General features: G+C 46.5%; 16 protein-coding genes and 1 pseudogene. 8 read left to right on the top strand and 9 right to left on the bottom strand.

All coding sequences use genetic code 11. From position 1 onward, the window contains the following. Positions 1-34: 34 nt before the first annotated feature. Positions 35-933, bottom strand: a pseudogene (locus L5M40_RS17050) (LysR family transcriptional regulator). 295 nt (positions 934-1,228) lie between these two features. Here L5M40_RS17050 and yjjG point away from each other — a divergent pair. Beyond that, a complete protein-coding gene (gene yjjG, locus L5M40_RS17045; RefSeq protein WP_263176769.1) occupies positions 1,229-1,909 on the top strand; it encodes a pyrimidine 5'-nucleotidase in 681 nt (226 codons plus the stop codon). A 146-nt stretch (positions 1,910-2,055) separates the two neighbouring features. Here yjjG and L5M40_RS17040 read toward each other — a convergent pair whose 3' ends face one another. Beyond that, positions 2,056-2,919: a YicC/YloC family endoribonuclease gene (locus tag L5M40_RS17040; RefSeq protein WP_006086670.1), complete on the bottom strand. Its 864-nt coding sequence runs from the start codon at positions 2,917-2,919 to the stop codon at positions 2,056-2,058. Between the two features lie 537 nt (positions 2,920-3,456). Between L5M40_RS17040 and rph the strand changes: the two genes are divergently transcribed. Next, entirely contained in the window at positions 3,457-4,170 is a 714-nt protein-coding gene (gene rph, locus L5M40_RS17035) for a ribonuclease PH (protein ID WP_006079862.1), read from the top strand. Positions 4,171-4,333: 163 nt separating this feature from the next. Beyond that, positions 4,334-4,975, top strand: a complete 642-nt coding sequence (pyrE, locus tag L5M40_RS17030) for an orotate phosphoribosyltransferase (protein ID WP_006079863.1) — start codon at positions 4,334-4,336, stop codon at positions 4,973-4,975. Positions 4,976-5,195: 220 nt separating this feature from the next. Here the strand turns inward: pyrE and folE are convergent, their stop codons facing one another. The 5 genes from folE to coaBC form a co-directional block, all read right to left on the bottom strand. Then, positions 5,196-5,846: a GTP cyclohydrolase I FolE gene (gene folE, locus L5M40_RS17025; RefSeq protein WP_006079864.1), complete on the bottom strand. Its 651-nt coding sequence runs from the start codon at positions 5,844-5,846 to the stop codon at positions 5,196-5,198. 270 nt (positions 5,847-6,116) lie between these two features. After that, complete coding sequence (locus L5M40_RS17020; protein WP_263176768.1) at positions 6,117-8,105, bottom strand: alpha/beta hydrolase family protein; 1,989 nt, start codon at positions 8,103-8,105, stop codon at positions 6,117-6,119. A gap of 135 nt (positions 8,106-8,240) precedes the next feature. After that, positions 8,241-8,834, bottom strand: coding sequence for a nucleoid occlusion factor SlmA (slmA, locus tag L5M40_RS17015; protein ID WP_113941097.1), 594 nt, complete (start codon positions 8,832-8,834; stop codon positions 8,241-8,243). Positions 8,835-8,868: 34 nt separating this feature from the next. Beyond that, complete coding sequence (gene dut / locus L5M40_RS17010; RefSeq protein ID WP_105251173.1) at positions 8,869-9,327, bottom strand: dUTP diphosphatase; 459 nt, start codon at positions 9,325-9,327, stop codon at positions 8,869-8,871. Then, the gene (gene coaBC / locus L5M40_RS17005) at positions 9,324-10,544 is read right to left on the bottom strand and encodes a bifunctional phosphopantothenoylcysteine decarboxylase/phosphopantothenate--cysteine ligase CoaBC (protein WP_263176792.1); all 1,221 of its coding nucleotides are present in this window, start codon (positions 10,542-10,544) and stop codon (positions 9,324-9,326) included. Before coaBC ends, dut begins: the two co-directional genes overlap by 4 nt. Before the next feature lie 122 nt (positions 10,545-10,666). Between coaBC and radC the strand changes: the two genes are divergently transcribed. The 5 genes from radC to L5M40_RS16980 all read left to right on the top strand — a co-directional run bounded on the left by radC (position 10,667) and on the right by L5M40_RS16980 (position 14,162). Continuing rightward, complete coding sequence (gene radC / locus L5M40_RS17000) at positions 10,667-11,344, top strand: RadC family protein (protein ID WP_113941095.1); 678 nt, start codon at positions 10,667-10,669, stop codon at positions 11,342-11,344. Between the two features lie 121 nt (positions 11,345-11,465). Further along, positions 11,466-11,702, top strand: a complete 237-nt coding sequence (gene rpmB / locus L5M40_RS16995; protein WP_006079870.1) for a 50S ribosomal protein L28 — start codon at positions 11,466-11,468, stop codon at positions 11,700-11,702. A gap of 6 nt (positions 11,703-11,708) precedes the next feature. Continuing rightward, positions 11,709-11,882: a 50S ribosomal protein L33 gene (gene rpmG, locus L5M40_RS16990; protein WP_006079871.1), complete on the top strand. Its 174-nt coding sequence runs from the start codon at positions 11,709-11,711 to the stop codon at positions 11,880-11,882. Positions 11,883-12,204: 322 nt separating this feature from the next. Next, positions 12,205-13,524, top strand: coding sequence for an amino-acid N-acetyltransferase (gene argA, locus L5M40_RS16985; RefSeq protein WP_105251176.1), 1,320 nt, complete (start codon positions 12,205-12,207; stop codon positions 13,522-13,524). A 119-nt stretch (positions 13,525-13,643) separates the two neighbouring features. Continuing rightward, entirely contained in the window at positions 13,644-14,162 is a 519-nt protein-coding gene (locus L5M40_RS16980; RefSeq protein WP_263176767.1) for a PH domain-containing protein, read from the top strand. 49 nt (positions 14,163-14,211) lie between these two features. Here L5M40_RS16980 and rarD read toward each other — a convergent pair whose 3' ends face one another. Together rarD and L5M40_RS16970 are read right to left on the bottom strand one after the other, a co-directional pair. Next, positions 14,212-15,096, bottom strand: coding sequence for an EamA family transporter RarD (gene rarD, locus L5M40_RS16975; protein WP_198572571.1), 885 nt, complete (start codon positions 15,094-15,096; stop codon positions 14,212-14,214). A gap of 205 nt (positions 15,097-15,301) precedes the next feature. Further along, entirely contained in the window at positions 15,302-15,766 is a 465-nt protein-coding gene (locus tag L5M40_RS16970) for a thioesterase family protein (RefSeq protein ID WP_006079875.1), read from the bottom strand. Positions 15,767-15,946: the final 180 nt, after the last annotated feature.

Raw genomic sequence — 15,946 nt, 5'->3', positions numbered from 1 at the left:
CCTTTTTTAAAGCCGTTTTTATCGTTAACCCTATCTAATCATTGCCCAATCTCTTTACTAACAACTCCATCAAAAACTCAATTAATACACTCACCTTAGTCGGCAAATATTTCCGCTGCGGATAAACCGCATAAATGCCATGTTCGGGGAGGGGATGGTCTGCGAGCAAGGCTTGTAGGCGGCCTGCTTGTAAGTCGGCGTCGACCATGAAACGGGGCAGGTTGGCTATGCCTAAACCATCGAGTGTGGCTTGGTGGATGGCATCACTATTGTTGACTTGATAGTTACCGTTCGGCTGGATGCGAGTGGGGCCCTGCGGGCTTAAGAAGGTCCATTCAACACCATCACGAAAATATGAGTAGAACAAACAGTTATGTTGGCTGAGTTGCTGCGGCGTTTGTGGTGCGCTGTGGCGAGCAATATATTCGGGAGAAGCGCAAATCACACTTAAACAAGGGGCGATTTTACGAGCAATCAGGCTTGAATCTGGCAGTTCGCCGATGCGAATCGCCAGATCGAATCCGCCAGCAATTAAATCGGTTGTCTTATCATCCATCTGCATTTGTAGCTGTATTTTCGGATAACGGCGTAGAAACTTGGGGATTAAAGGGGCGATATGTAAGCGGCCAAATACCATAGGGACGGCGATGCGCAGACTGCCCTGAGGCGCTTGTTGTAGCTCAGAAATGGCGTCCAAGCCGTCTGCTGCGAGTTTAACGGCAGGACGAACATAGTCAAAATAGCGGGTGCCCGCTTCGGTAAGGCTTAAGCTGCGAGTGGTACGGTGCAAAAGTTGAATACCCAGACTTTGTTCTAATAGGGTAATGCGTTTACTCACCGCCGATTTACTCAGTCCAAGCTTTTGACTGGCCAGCGAAAGCTACCGCATTCCACTACAGTGACAAAGATAGGTAGTGCTGAAAAGTGCTCCATGGTGTCCTTAGATTATCGCGTTCCCCTGCCATTATTGTTGATGATACCTCAACAGTCAGTTTTTATTATCGTGGTTATCATCGCCCTTGATGCAAGGTAGACTAATGCACTTGCTGATTGCGGGTGTTGACTGTGAAGCCTAGTTATTTTCGCGCTCATCGCTCATGTTTATCGCTTATCTTGATTACTGCTAGGTAGTTAGCCACAGTGTTGCCGCAATCGCCGATGTACCATTCTCGATGCCACTGAACGGCATGGGATGGGTCTTAGCTATTTTGTCAGAAAGAGAGTTCCTATGTCCTTGCCTTACCAATGGATTTTGTTCGATGCCGATGAAACCCTATTTTATTTCGATGCCTTAAAAGGGCTTAAATTGATGTTTAGTGAGTTTGGGGTCGATTTTACCCAAGCCGATTTTGATGAGTATCAGTTAGTTAACAAACCACTTTGGGTTGATTATCAAGATGGCAAGATAACTGCCGCCGAGTTACAAACCATACGTTTCGAGCCTTGGGCTGCCAAATTATCTGTCAAGGCCATGACACTCAATAGCGCTTTTTTATCGGCAATGGCCGAAATTTGTTCACCGCTACCTGGTGCCCGCGAGTTATTAGCCGCGCTCCAAGGTAAGGCCAAATTAGGCATCATCACTAACGGTTTCACTGAGCTACAAACCGTGCGATTAGAGCGTACAGGCTTACAGCATCATTTTGATATTTTAGTGATTTCAGAAAAAGTCGGCATAGCCAAACCTGATGTTGGCATCTTCGAACATGCCTTCGAACTCATGGGCTATCCTGAGCGCGATGCTGTGCTCATGGTCGGTGATAACCCGCATTCAGATATCCAAGGCGGCATCAATGCAGGTATTCATACTTGTTGGTATAACGTCCACGGCCACGATGTACCCGCCGGTATCGCCCCGCACTATCAAGTAAGCTCGCACCAAGAGCTACAAAAAATCCTGTTACCGTAAATAATTGTTCACTGAGCCTAGCTCAGCGCTTCGCACTCGATATTACTGACTCAGAGTGACTGCTTTAACTGATACCCTCAGTGTCATAAAATACAAAAAGCCCTTATATTAAGGGCTTTTTGGTATCTAAAACGCGTTAAAAATCATTACTCAACGTTTTGGATCTGCTCGCGCATTTGCTCTATGAGCACTTTAAGTTCAACTGCGGCTGAGGTGATTTCAGTGCTGATGGATTTAGAGGCGAGTGTGTTCGATTCGCGGTTGAATTCTTGCATCATAAAATCTAAACGGCGACCTTCGCTGCCGCCTTTTTTGAGGATGCGGCGAGCTTCGGCCACATGGGCTTCGAGTCTGTCCATTTCTTCGGCGACATCTTGTTTCTGAGCCAGAAGCACCATTTCTTGCTCGATGCGGGCTGGGTCGAGTTCACCTTTGATTTCTGCAAGGCGGTTGGTGAGCTTTTCGCGTTGATACAGCATCACCGTTGGCATGTGCTCGCGTACGACCGCGATTTGCTCGCTGACTCCGTCTAAGCGGCTTAACAGCATGTCTTTGATGGCTTCGCCTTCACGGCCACGGGCTTCGATGAATTGATCTATGGCTGAGTCGAAGGCTGTCATCAGATCGGCGCCGATGGCATCCATATCTTGTTCACCGCTCGCGAGCACACCCGGCCAGCGCAGGATGTCGGTCAGATTGACATCGCCTTGTCCCGCTTCTTGCTTGAGCCAAGTGGCGGCGCCTAATAGCTGTTTTGCTAGCGCTTGATTCAACTGCAGCTCGTTATTGCTGTTGTCTGCCAGCTCGTAGCGCAAATTGACTTCCACTTTGCCGCGGCTTAAACGTTTACGAAGGCGGTCGCGCAGTACGGGTTCGAAGCTGCGGAATTGCTCGGGTAAACGTAGGTAAGTTTCGAGATAACGTTGATTGACTGAGCGAATTTCCCAGGAGGCAGTGCCCCATTGTGCTTTGTGCTCGATGCGAGCGTAGGCTGTCATGCTTTGGATCATGGGTTGTCCTAATGGTGTAATCGTCATAATGAGAGGCGATTATAGAGTCAATGGCTTTAGGATTAAAGGCATACAGTAAATATACCCAAGCTACCTGAAGATACGAGCTTCAGAGCGCCTAGGGTGCTTCAATTCAAGGCGCAGCAATGACAGAATGTCGGCTACCTTTTGAATTGATGCAACACGGAAGTGAAGTGCCCTAGGCGTTCCGTCCCGGCGGCTGATGTTAACCACGGGGTAACGCACTTTATGCTGCGTTGGTTATTTTTAACTTAGCCCACTAGGTCCGCAAATAACCGCAATCGCCATGGATGGCGTGAATGCCATTTATGCAGGAGCAATAAAGGGCCTTGCCTAAAGTGCGTTAAACTCCCGCTGAATTCTGCATCTTCAGGTTGTTTGGGTATAAGGACACGGATTAGGCGTTTGAGTGTGATGAGTTTGCCAGAGAATCACCCTAAGCATGGCATCCTAAGGCTCAAGCCCTTATAATATGCAGCCAAAATCGGTCAATGACTCAGAATACAGGAATCTCGCATGCGTCCAAGTAACAGAACGCCAGCACAAACTCGTCCCATCACTATCACTCGCCAGTTTACGGCCCATGCCGAAGGTTCTGTGTTAGTGGAATTTGGCGAAACGAAAGTGCTTTGTACCGCCAGTTTTACTGAAGGTGTGCCACGTTTCCTTAAAGGTCAGGGTCAAGGCTGGGTGACGGCGGAATACGGCATGTTGCCACGTTCGACCCATAGCCGTATGGATCGTGAAGCCGCTCGCGGTAAGCAATCTGGCCGTACGCAAGAAATTCAACGTCTTATCGGTCGTGCCCTACGCGCCTGTGTGGATATGAAAGCCCTAGGCGAAAACACTATCGTGATCGACTGTGATGTGATCCAAGCTGACGGTGGCACACGCACTGCCTCTATCACTGGCGCCTGTGTGGCCTTAGTGGATGCGTTGAACTGGGCGCGTGGTAAAGGCATCATTAAATCTAACCCGCTGAAATTCCTTATCGCTGCTGTCAGCGTAGGTATTTACAAGGGTGAAGCGATAAGCGATTTAGAATATATCGAAGACAGCGCCGCCGAAACGGACATGAACGTCGTGATGACAGAAACGGGCAAGATCATCGAAATTCAAGGCACCGCCGAAGGCGAGCCATTCAGCCACGAAGAATTACTCGAACTGTTGGCATTGGCGAAGAACAGTATTCGTGAAATCGTCGATGTGCAGAAAGCCGCACTGAACTAATATTGTGGTGATGAAAAAGCCCCGTCATGTTATAGAGTGCGGGGCTTTTTATTAACTGCAGCTTTTTATCTGCAGCAAGATGCTAGTGTAGTGCAAGCCCTGTACCGAATAAAAATTCCCCATAATAAAAAACCAATAAAATACAAAGTCGTAAGGAGATATTGTGAAAGCCTATCAACGTGAGTTTATTGAATTTGCCCTAGAACGTCAGGTGTTGCGATTTGGCGAATTTACCCTTAAATCGGGTCGTATCAGTCCTTATTTCTTCAATGCGGGTTTGTTCAATACTGGCCGTGATTTAGCGCGTCTGGGCCGTTTTTATGCCGCTGCGTTAGTGGATTCTGGTATTGATTACGACTTGCTGTTTGGCCCTGCTTACAAAGGTATTCCGATTGCGACCACTACGGCTGTTGCCCTGTGTGAGCATCACGATATCGACATTCCTTACTGCTTTAATCGCAAAGAGAAAAAAGATCACGGTGAAGGTGGCAGCTTAGTTGGTAGCGAGCTTAAAGGCCGCGTGATGCTGGTGGATGATGTGATCACTGCGGGTACTGCGATTCGTGAATCGATGGAAATCATCGAAGCCCATAAAGCACAATTAGCGGGCGTGTTGATTGCCTTAGACAGACAAGAGAAAGGCAAGGGCGAGTTATCGGCCATCCAAGAAGTTGAGCGTGATTTTGGTTGTGGCATAGTGGCAATTATTAAACTCGCCGACCTAATCAGTTATTTGTCTGAAAAACCAGGGATGGAAGTGCAACTTGCCGCTGTGAGCCAGTACCGCGAGCAATACGGGATTTAAGTCTAGTGTTTGGCAGCTTGTATTGAGCAAGCGGCTATCGCAGGCTTGGTGAAATTAGTTAATCAGCCAGCATTGATCTTAGCTAGGTTGAGAAGGGTTTGATTGAGTTGGTATGAAAACAAAAAACGCTGCAATTCTATAGAAGGAATCGCAGCGTTTTTTTATTGAGCTGTATTGATTGATTTCGACACGTTTTAAATCACGTTAAGTTTCAATACTTTTATTTAGACTGGTGCAAAAACTCGGCGCGAGTTGCGGGGTTAGATTTGAAAATACCGCCAAGTGCTGTGGTGGTGGTCGAACTGGTGGAGTCCATCACGCCACGGGATTTGACGCAGTAATGCACAGCATCCATTTTAACCGCAACGTCTTTGGTTTCGAGCAAGGTTTGTAGCGCGACTAACACTTGCTGAGTCAAACGCTCTTGTACCTGAGGGCGTTGAGCAAAGAAACGTACTATACGGTTAATCTTTGATAAACCAATGATTTTTTTGCGTGGCAGATAAGCTATGGTGGCAGTACCATCGATCGTCACTAAATGATGTTCGCAGGTGCTGGTGAGGCTAATGTCTTGCACTCGCACCATTTCATCGAAGCCCATCTTATTGTCGATAACCGTGATCTTAGGGAAGTTCGCATAATCTAAGCCGGAGAAGATTTCATCGACGTACATTTTAGCAATGCGGCGCGGCGTATCGGCAAGGCTATCGTCTGACAGATCCAATGACATTAATGTCAGGATTTCTTTCATATGATGTTCAATCTTGTCTTTACGTTCTTCACTGCTGTAAACGCTTGGGAGCATTGGGGTTTCAAGTCCACGTTCTAATAACGCGGCTTGTACTTTTACTGCTGCTTCACTTAATGCCATCTTATCCTCCACTACGTCGTAGCGGCTATAACAGAAAACCTATGCTGATCATCGCGTGGTACTAGGGCTGTTCAGCATCAGATACAAATTATTGTTATTCTCGCTAGGGCAAGAATAGGGGGACGAGGATAGCGCGAATTGCAGACAATTCATACCGAAAAACGCGCATAGGCCACATGAAAAAGCCGATAGTCCTTATCGGATATCGGCTTTAAATCTACCACTGCCAATCGAGTTTAGCCTAGTAGTATCGGCAAGTTTGAGTCAATTCTAAAGTTTCAGATTGGTTTTTAGGAAACTGAGCATTTGTTCATAGTATTTCGCTCTATGCTCATCGTTATAAAAACCGTGGCCTTCATTGTCCATCACCAGTTTTTGGTAAGGATAATTGTGAGCTTTTAGGCCTTTTTCGAGGGATTCGAGTTGTTCAATTGGCGCTCGCTCATCTTCACCACCATGCACCAATAGTATGTTTGCTTTGAGTTTATCGACGTTTTCAGAAGGAGACATTGCTTTAAGTACCGCTTTATCTTGGCCAAGCACATCCTTGAGATAGCTAGTACCAGAACGGCTGTTGGCGACATCGCCTTCATTAAACATCAATTCAAGATCATATACGCCAGCTACACCTATGGCGCATTTAAACATATCAGGCGCAAGCACTGCGCTCTGCAAGGCGCTGTAACCACCAAAACTGCCGCCAACGATACAAATGCGTTCCTTATCGGCAAAACCTTGGTCAATAACGTACTGGGTTGCGTCGATAATGTCATGCTGAATATCTGAGCCCCATTTTTGATAGCCAGCGCGTTCAAATTGATCGCCATATCCGCCTGAACCACGGAAGTTGACCTGTAGAACGGCTATGCCTTGGCTTGCTAGATATTGGTTTTGTGGGTCAAAGCCCCACCAGTCACGGATACCGTGTGGACCACCGTGTGGATTGACGACTAAGGGTAGGTTTTTAGCTTCTTTACCAAAGGGGAGCGTTAGATATCCATGGAGTTGTTTACCATCACGGCTGGTGAAACTGATGGGTTTAACATCAGCCATTTGCTCTGGGTTGAGCCATTTTTTAGCGGCGGCTAGATATTCAAGTTTTAGTGTTTTCGTATCAAATATGTAGTAATCGCCAGGGTTTCGATCGTTAAACGCAAGTACGACGAGTTTTGCTGCATCTCGGGTTTCGCTAACAATTCGTACTTGGTGACCGGGGAGAGCACCAAGCAGATCTTTTAGCAATTTAGCGTGCGAATCCTCATTATCGACAAAGGCATAACTTGGGTAACCATTTTCAAACTCGACGGCGTAAAGTTGTTTATTGGTGCCGTTAATCCAAAAGTTGCTAGGGTCAACGTTTTCATCCTGAATGATTTCAGTTTTATCGCCCGTTTCGAGATTAATTTTGTAAACCCCTAAGGTTTCACCTTGGGATCGACCGGCGGCATAAATCGTATTTTTGTCATCGGCAAAGGAGAGTGGTTTAAAATCAGCAAGACCTAGATTTAGTTTATCGGTATTTACCCAGTTACCGTCTTTGCGGTAGAACACTTTAGTAATGTTTTTATTGTCTTCACCTGCAACGAAGCGAACCTCTCCATCATGGTCTGTCATAAAACGGGCTCTGCCGATAGGTGAGCCTGTGATGCGTTTACGTGTGCCATTGAACAAGTCTACGCGATAGACATCTTGTGATAGTTCAAAGTCAAGATTGATCCTATCATTCCATGGAATAGCATTAACTAACATGTAGCGTTCATCATCTGGCAGAGGATCGAGGATAAACGCGCTCGCCCGCATAGGGGTATTTTTCTTGATATTTGAACCTGTTTGTTGCTCGCCACTCTCGAAGCCGAATAAATACGCTTTTCGTGAACCATCGGCATTTACCGCCATCAATTCACCGTAGTAGATAGGTGTGTCTTGCCAGCCTTTTAGGTATTCTTTTGCCAGTACCAGTCGCTCACTGTTGGCCCATTCATAGTCGCCGACTTGAGCATTATCGGGAAAACGTATCGCATTGAGGAGTTTTTTGGTTTGGGTATCTAAGACTAAGAGAACGTTTTTACCTTCGACACTTGTGATAGCGCTTAAATATTTACCAGTAGGTGATATTTTTACATCCGAGTACTCATCACCTTTGCTGAATAACTGTGCTTGCGATAACGCATTCGCGTTGGAGCTATTGGCTGCAAAGGTGGATATTGGAAGTATTGGTAAGCAAAGTGTCGCCAATGCGGCTAATCGGAAGAGTTTCATCTGACATCCTTGTAAAATCATTGTGTTTTTTGTTCTTAAAATGTTTTTCGAGGATAAAACAAAAGATGGGGCGAAACAAGGAAGGAATACCGAACATAAAGGACGATAGTTACCGTCCTTTATGTTGAAAAATCATTAGCTTTGTAAAAGTTGATGCTGGATAAAACGCCACTGTTCATCGAAGTGTGTCGTCGGTTTGAGTTTGAATTCACTTCGTACAAATTGGGCGATGCGGCCTTCGGCAAAGGCTAACAGTAAATTGGCTAATATGGCTTCGTCTAAGTTGAAGCCTTTACCTTCTCGCAGGGTTTTTTCCCGTAAAATTTGCTTTAACTGGGTTTCAATTTTGGCAAATAAGTTACCAATACGACTTCGCAGGCGTTCATTTTCACCGAGTAGAGCATCACCGTTGAGAACGCGGGAAATTCCTGGGTTACGCTCGGCAAAGATCAGCAGCAGTTGCAGTACCAACTGGCAGCGCTTCATGGTGTCTTTTTCGTCATCCATGATTAAATTGATGCGCGACAATAACGACTCTTCGATAAATTCGATTAAGCCTTCGAACATCCGCGCTTTACTCGGGAAGTGGCGATACAGGGCGGCTTCCGATACACCGACTTCTGAGGCCAGTTTCGCTGTGGTGATCCTTTGTCCTGGGTTGGTTTCTAGCATCTGCGCTAGACATTGCAGAATGTGTTCACGACGATTAATTTTTGGGCTTACAGCCATTGCAGTATCCTTGGCTCAATAACGACTTAGGGGATTATTTAGTGCCTGAATGGCCAAATCCGCCTTCACCACGGTCTGAGCTGTCGAACTCATCAACGAGTTTGAATTGTGCTTGTACCACAGGAACAAACACCAGTTGCGCGAGACGATCGCCCATTTCTAAGGTGAATGGACTGTCACCACGATTCCAACAAGATACCATTAAGGGGCCTTGGTAATCTGAATCTATGAGTCCGACTAGATTCCCCAGTACGATACCGTGTTTATGGCCCAGGCCTGAGCGCGGTAAAATCACCGCAGCAAGTCCTGGGTCGGCCACATGAATAGCAATCCCCGTGGGAATGAGCACTGTTTCACCCGGTGCTATGGTTAAAGCCGTGTCTATCATGGCGCGAAGATCCATGCCTGCACTGCCTGCGGTGGCGTAAGCGGGCAAAGGAAATTCTGAGCCGATACGGGAGTCGAGAATTTTTAATTCAATCGGTGTTTTCATGTATTTGTTTTTTCTTTCACTATCAACGAAAGTAATTGCCGTGCCAACGTGAGTTTGTCAGTAGCAGGCAAATCTTGACTGCCGTGCGGCCAGAAAACACGCAGGGCATTAGCATCGGCATTAAAGCCTAGGCCAGCAATGGAAACGTCGTTTGCGGCGATCATGTTCAAGTTTTTACGTTTGAGCTTATCGTGCGCATAGGCTTCTACATCATGGGTTTCGGCGGCAAATCCCACCACAAAAGGACGGTTAGGTAAGCTCGCAACCGTGGCTAAGATATCAGGATTCCTCACCAGCGCAAGTTGCATTTCTTCGGTCGATTTTTTGATCTTACAGGTAGCAATATCACTAATGCGGTAGTCTGCAACGGCGGCGCAGCCAATAAAAATATCTTTTTTATCAACGTTATCCATAACAGCATCGAGCATATTTTGCGCCGATTCAACATCAATGCGTGTCACGCCTTCTGGGGTGCTGAGATTTACTGGGCCTGAGACTAAGGTGACTGTTGCCCCCATATCTGCCGCGGCTTTGGCCAGTGCAAAGCCCATTTTTCCAGAACTGTGATTTGAAATGTATCTGACGGGATCAATTGCTTCACGGGTTGGTCCGGCGGTAATAAGCACCGACTGGCCTGCAAGAGGCTGCGCAGAGACTTCTTTTGTTGCAAAAAAATCACTGGCTAGCTCGGCAATTTCTAGCGGTTCGAGCATGCGTCCAGGGCCGACTTCACCACAGGCCTGACTGCCACTGGCGGGGCCCCAAAGTGTAAAACCACGTGATGCGAGGCTAGTTAAATTCGCTTGTGTAGCCAGATTACGGTACATCTGCTGATTCATTGCCGGACACAGGGCGATAGGTGCCTCAGTGGCAAGACACGTGGTGGTGATTAGCTCATCGGCCATGCCTGCATTAATCCGCGCCAATAGGTTTGCGGTTGCAGGGGCGATGATGACGAGATCTGCCCAACGAGCGAGTTCTATATGACCCATGGCTGCTTCTGCTGCGGGGTCGAGCAAGCTAGATGCCACTGGATGTCCAGACAACGCTTGCAGCGTCAGAGGCGTGATAAATTCCATCGCACTTTGGCTCATCACCACGCGCACATCAAAGCCTCGCTCCTTCAAGCGGCGTACTAAATCAGCACTTTTATAGGCCGCAATACCGCCGCCAATGCCCAGCAGGACGTTTTTATTTGTCAGACTCACAGACATCATCCGAGATAGAAATAATGCCGGCAACAATATCACAAAGTGGTGAATTTTAGTGACTATCCCAGTTCAAAAAATCTCGTCCATACTCAGTAAAGTGAAAATATGTGAGATGACAGGGAGGTCACATGGGGATTAAAGATTGGCCTGAGGGCGAAGGTCCCAGAGATAAACTGTTACAAAAAGGAGCTGCGCATCTCTCGGATGCTGAATTACTGGCAGTATTGCTGCGTAACGGTTTAGCCGGATTAAACGCGGTTGACCTTGCTAGGTCGCTTATTTGCGAGTTTGGCGGCCTCAGAAACCTGCTCTGTGCCCCAAGAAATCAGGTGTGTCGACTTCCGGGCGTAGGACCTGTAAAATACGCCCAGCTTCAAGCTGCGGCCGAATTAGCGCGGCGTGTAGCGCAGGAAAATCTGCAAAGAGGTCAGGTTTTGACAAATCCCGATTTAACTCGGGACTATTTAATGCGACAATTGGCCGATCGCTCCTATGAAGTGTTCGCAGTTTTACTGCTGGATAGCCAGCATAGAGTGATTCAATTTGTCGAATTATTCCGCGGCACAATAGACTCAGCCTCAGTGTATCCACGTGAAGTGGTGAGCTTAGTGCTGGAGAAAAAGGCCGCAGCAGTTATAGTTTGTCATAATCATCCGTCTGGTATTGCCGAGCCCAGTCAGGCTGACCGACGAATAACTGAGCGATTAAAAAATGCGTTAGCAACCATAGACGTATCCTTGTTGGACCATATGGTTGTAGGTGATCGAGAGATAGTTTCTTTTGCAGAACGAGGCTGGATTAATTAATCTAACACTTGATCTTCACTCTGTGATCGTGTATAAAATGCGCCCTCTTTGTGCCTCGGGCGACGGCCATACGAGGCACATTAATGCTCGAGCGTTAAAATTGTTTTTGGAGAAGATTGACATGTCAAGAGTATGCCAAGTTACTGGCAAGAAGCCGATGGTTGGTAACAACCGTTCGCATGCAAAAAACGCGACCCGTCGTCGTTTTTTACCTAACCTACAAAACCACCGTTTTTGGTTAGAAGAAGAAAAGCGTTTCGTACAGTTACGTGTATCTACTAAAGGTATCCGTCTGATCGACAAAAAAGGTATCGAAGTTGTTGTTGCTGAACTTCGTGCCCGTGGCGAGAAGGTATAATAGATCATGGCTAAAGCTAAAGGTAATCGTGAGAAGATCAAATTAGTTTCTACAGCTAAGACTGGTCACTTCTACACAACTGAAAAAAACAAGCGTAACATGCCTGAAAAAATGGAAATCAAAAAATTTGATCCAGTTATTCGTCAGCACGTTATCTACAAAGAAGCCAAAATCAAGTAATCCTTGGTTAGTGTTTCGAGAAAAGCCCCTTATTTAAGGGGCTTTTTTTTGCATTTTTTTAGTGGCTAGTCATCAAGTTGAGATAATTGCCTCGCAAACTTAAGCCGCTGAATCATCCCCTGTGAAGTTAAAAAAGTGTGAACACTTGCTGAAAATATAAAATAGTGCAGTTCTAAGCACTTTAAATCATTAAAGCTGCACTTTAGTGAGAATAAATTCTTTATATGTGAATTAAAATGCAATACCATACGCGAAAGTTATCGATTCATTCCTGGCATGTCATAGTGACGCTGCCAGCTCAAAAATGAGGTGTAAATAACGCGTGCGTACCACTGAACTGGTTGATGGATTTCGTCACTCTGCCCCCTATGTTAATGCTCACAGAGGTAAAACTTTTGTGGTCATGCTTGGCGGTGAAGCTTTGGCTCAAAATCAATTCCGCGCCATCTTAAATGATGTCGCCCTGCTGCACAGTTTAGGGATCAAAGTGGTGTTGGTATATGGCGCTAGGCCGCAGATTGATGCTGCATTAGCCGCCAACGGTATTGCGCCTGCCTACCACGACGGTGTGCGTATCACGGATGAAGATTCGCTCAAAGTGATTAAGCAAGTTGCGGGTGCACTGCAATTTGATATCACAGCGCGTTTATCCATGAGTTTAAGTAATACGCCGATGCAAGGTGCGCAAATTAACTTAGTGAGCGGCAACTTTGTGATTGCTCAACCACTGGGTGTGGATAATGGTGTGGACTTTTGTCTGAGTGGCAAAGTGCGTCGTATTGATGTGCAAGGCTTAAAACGTCAGTTAGATAATCACTGTATCGTATTGATGGGGCCGATTGCGGCTTCGGTTACTGGTGAAAGTTTTAATCTCACCGCCGAGGAAATCGCGACTCAAGTGGCGATTAAGCTCAAAGCAGACAAGATGATCGGCTTTAGCTCACAGAACGGTATTCTCGATCGAAATGGCGATGTGATTGCCGAGTTGATGCCAAATGATGCGCAAAACATCATGAACAAGCTGGCCGAGCAAGGTTCTGCTTGTGTTGGTACTATGGCGTTTCTCAAAGCCAGTATCGATGCTTGCCGCAATGGTGTGCCACGTTGTCACTTAGTCAGCTACCTCGAAGATGGCGCCTTGTTGCAGGAACTGTTTTCCCGCGAAGGGATTGGTACACAAATCGTCACTGAGAGTGCTGAGCGTTTACGCTGTGCGTCAATCGCCGATATTGGCGGTGTGTTGAACCTTATCCGTCCATTGGAGGAACAAGGCATTCTGGTGCGTCGTAGTCGTGAGCAGCTTGAGATTGAAATCGAACAGTTCATGTTGATTGAACGTGATGGTTTAGTGATTGGTTGCGCTGCGCTCTATCCTTTTGAAGAGGACAATGCGGGTGAGTTTGCTTGTTTAGTGGTGCATCCCGATTATCGCGATGCCGACAGAGGGAGCTTACTGCTGAAGAACATTATCAATCAGGCTAGAAACCGTGGTTATTCACGCTTGTTTGCATTGACAACTCGGAGCATTCACTGGTTCTTAGAGCATGGTTTTGTGATTGAAGATGTTGAAGCATTGCCGCAGAAGAAAAAGCAGTTGTATAACTATCAACGCCGCTCAAAAATTCTCGCGCTCGATCTTTAAGCCGTTCTAAATCAATCCAATCAATGCCAGCCTAGTACTCATATTAGCGCTGGCATTTTTATTGACATAATATGTCTTTGTTGGCAGATTAAGACTTCACTGCACGGGAGATACTGCCAATGAGTCCTCAATTTTTTGAACTCGCCCCTTTAACCCAAACCTCTATCTTCAGCTTTATCGTCTTATTGCTCGGTTTAGCGGGTATCTTGCTGATGTTATGGCTAAAAAATATGCCTAAGATAGCGAAGTCAGCGAGTTTAGGTATATTGCTGGTGATGATGGGCGGATTTTCTTGGGTCTTCTATCAATCGAATCGTGCCGAATTAGTGTTAACCGATACAGAGCTCACAGTTGATGTTCCCTTCTATAAAGTGCAGTTATCCCGCGCGGATTTATTGCCCGCCGAGGCACGCATAGTCGATTTGCAACAAGAGGCAGATTTAACGCCGAGCTTTAAAACCAACGGTATAGGCATGCCAGGATTTCAATTGGGCTGGTTTAATCTACAAGGGAAAGGCAGGGCATTTTTGGTGATAACAGATAAATCGCAGTTAGTGTTAGTGCCAACGACTAAAGGCTACAGTTTATTACTTACAGTACCGCAAGGGAGTGAGTTTTTAGCACAGTTACAGAAGTAATCATCATATGTCATCACTTCTGCCACTGTGTTTATCGGCGTGATAATGTTTACGCCGTTTTGCGTTTATAGGCCATATCTAAGGTAAAGACGAGCAGCGCGCTCCAGATAAAGCCGAAGGTCACGCCTTTTTCGGCATCGAAGGGCTCATTGAACAGACTCACCGCGAGGATGAACATAATACTCGGGCCAATATATTGGAAAAAGCCGAGCATAGACAATGGAATACGTACCGCTGCCCCTGCAAAACACAGCAAAGGAATGGTAGTCACTATCCCAGCCGCCATTAACATCAGATTCAATTGCCAATCGTTAGTCAGCATGCTCGCCGTGGCAGTGTCTAAGGTTGCGACGAGATAAATCAGCGCTACCGGTAATAACACTGCGGTTTCGACCAATAATCCGGCCTTAGCATCCACATTGACCTTTTTTCGCAGCAGTGCATAGAAACCAAAGGTGCCCGCGAGTGCCAGTGAGACGATGGGAATCGAGCCAAAAGAGATTAACTGGATCAATACGCCAGCGCTGGCGAGTGAAACCGCAAACCATTGCAGTTTACGCAACCTTTCGCCTAGAAATAACATACCGAGTAAAACGTTGAGTAAAGGATTGATGAAGTAACCTAGGCTGGCATCGAGCATGTGATCGTTATTTACCGCCCAGATAAATAGTAGCCAGTTTCCCGCGATCAATATGGAAGTAATGGTGAGAACCATCAACTGTTTAGGCTGTTTAAACAGTAAGCGTAAGCGAGAAAAACCGCCGATAAACTGCATAATGATCAGCATAAACACGAATGACCAAATCACTCGATGGAGCAAAATTTCGGTGGCGGAAACATGGTTGAGTAATTTGAAATATAAAGGCGCAAAACCCCACATACAGTAAGCACTGACGGCAAGTAGGATCCCTTTGCGGTATTCAAGATTTGGCATGAGACATCTTCGAAGAACAACAAGGTGGCGATTGTAGGTGTGTCTGACCGCTGACTCAAGGGTATCGCCGTGTTCTTTTCGTTACAGAATATCTCCGCAATAGATTGAATGGGCGATTAAAGTGAGTAAACATCCTGTTGATCAAGACGTTTACCTTAGTCAATTTTGAGCCCTAAGGCAGTAATACACATCTAAATTTAACCGCCTAACCCACCATATAAGTCCCTGTTCCAAAAGCGATATGGGTGCCTTGCTCATTATGTAGTTCCATGCGGCATACTGAAACTCGATTACCCGCACGAATGACGCTGCCCGTGCCCGTAAAGGTGAGGCCGCGTCCCGGCCGCAGATAATCGACGCGCATATCAATTGTCCCTAGGGTTTGCAGGCGTTGCTGCAGCTCTTCGACCGTCCAATCATCACGACTGGCGACCAGTCCTGCAAAGGCCGTGAGTCCGCCAACCACATCGAGTACCGTTGCTGTCACACCGCCGTGGAGGATTTGCTGGTGGATATTGCCAATCAGCTCAGGCTTCATGTTGATCACGACTTCGACGCCATCAATGTCATAACGCTTGATATCGAGTCCGAGTAGATTATGGAAAGGGACATGTTGATCAAATACTGCTGCGACTCTTCTCAAAGCTTCGGCTTGGATTGGGCTGGTCATTTTGGGGTCCTTGTCACTGAGTGACGGTATTAGGCGTAATTGGATTTGTTATCAACACTGAGATAAACAAAGTGCGGCTTAGAGCAATTAATCTACAGTGAAGCTTACGGCTAATGCAACTCCGTCGCTAAAATGACGACACAGTTTCGGCAGTTTTTAAAGTATTTTACCCCGCGTTCG

Origin of the sequence: Shewanella sp. SM68 (assembly GCF_025653925.1) — a bacterium.
GTDB lineage: Bacteria > Pseudomonadota > Gammaproteobacteria > Enterobacterales > Shewanellaceae > Shewanella > Shewanella oncorhynchi.
The sequence above is the reverse complement of the archived record's forward strand: the minus strand, read 5'-3'. Positions and strand labels throughout refer to the sequence as shown.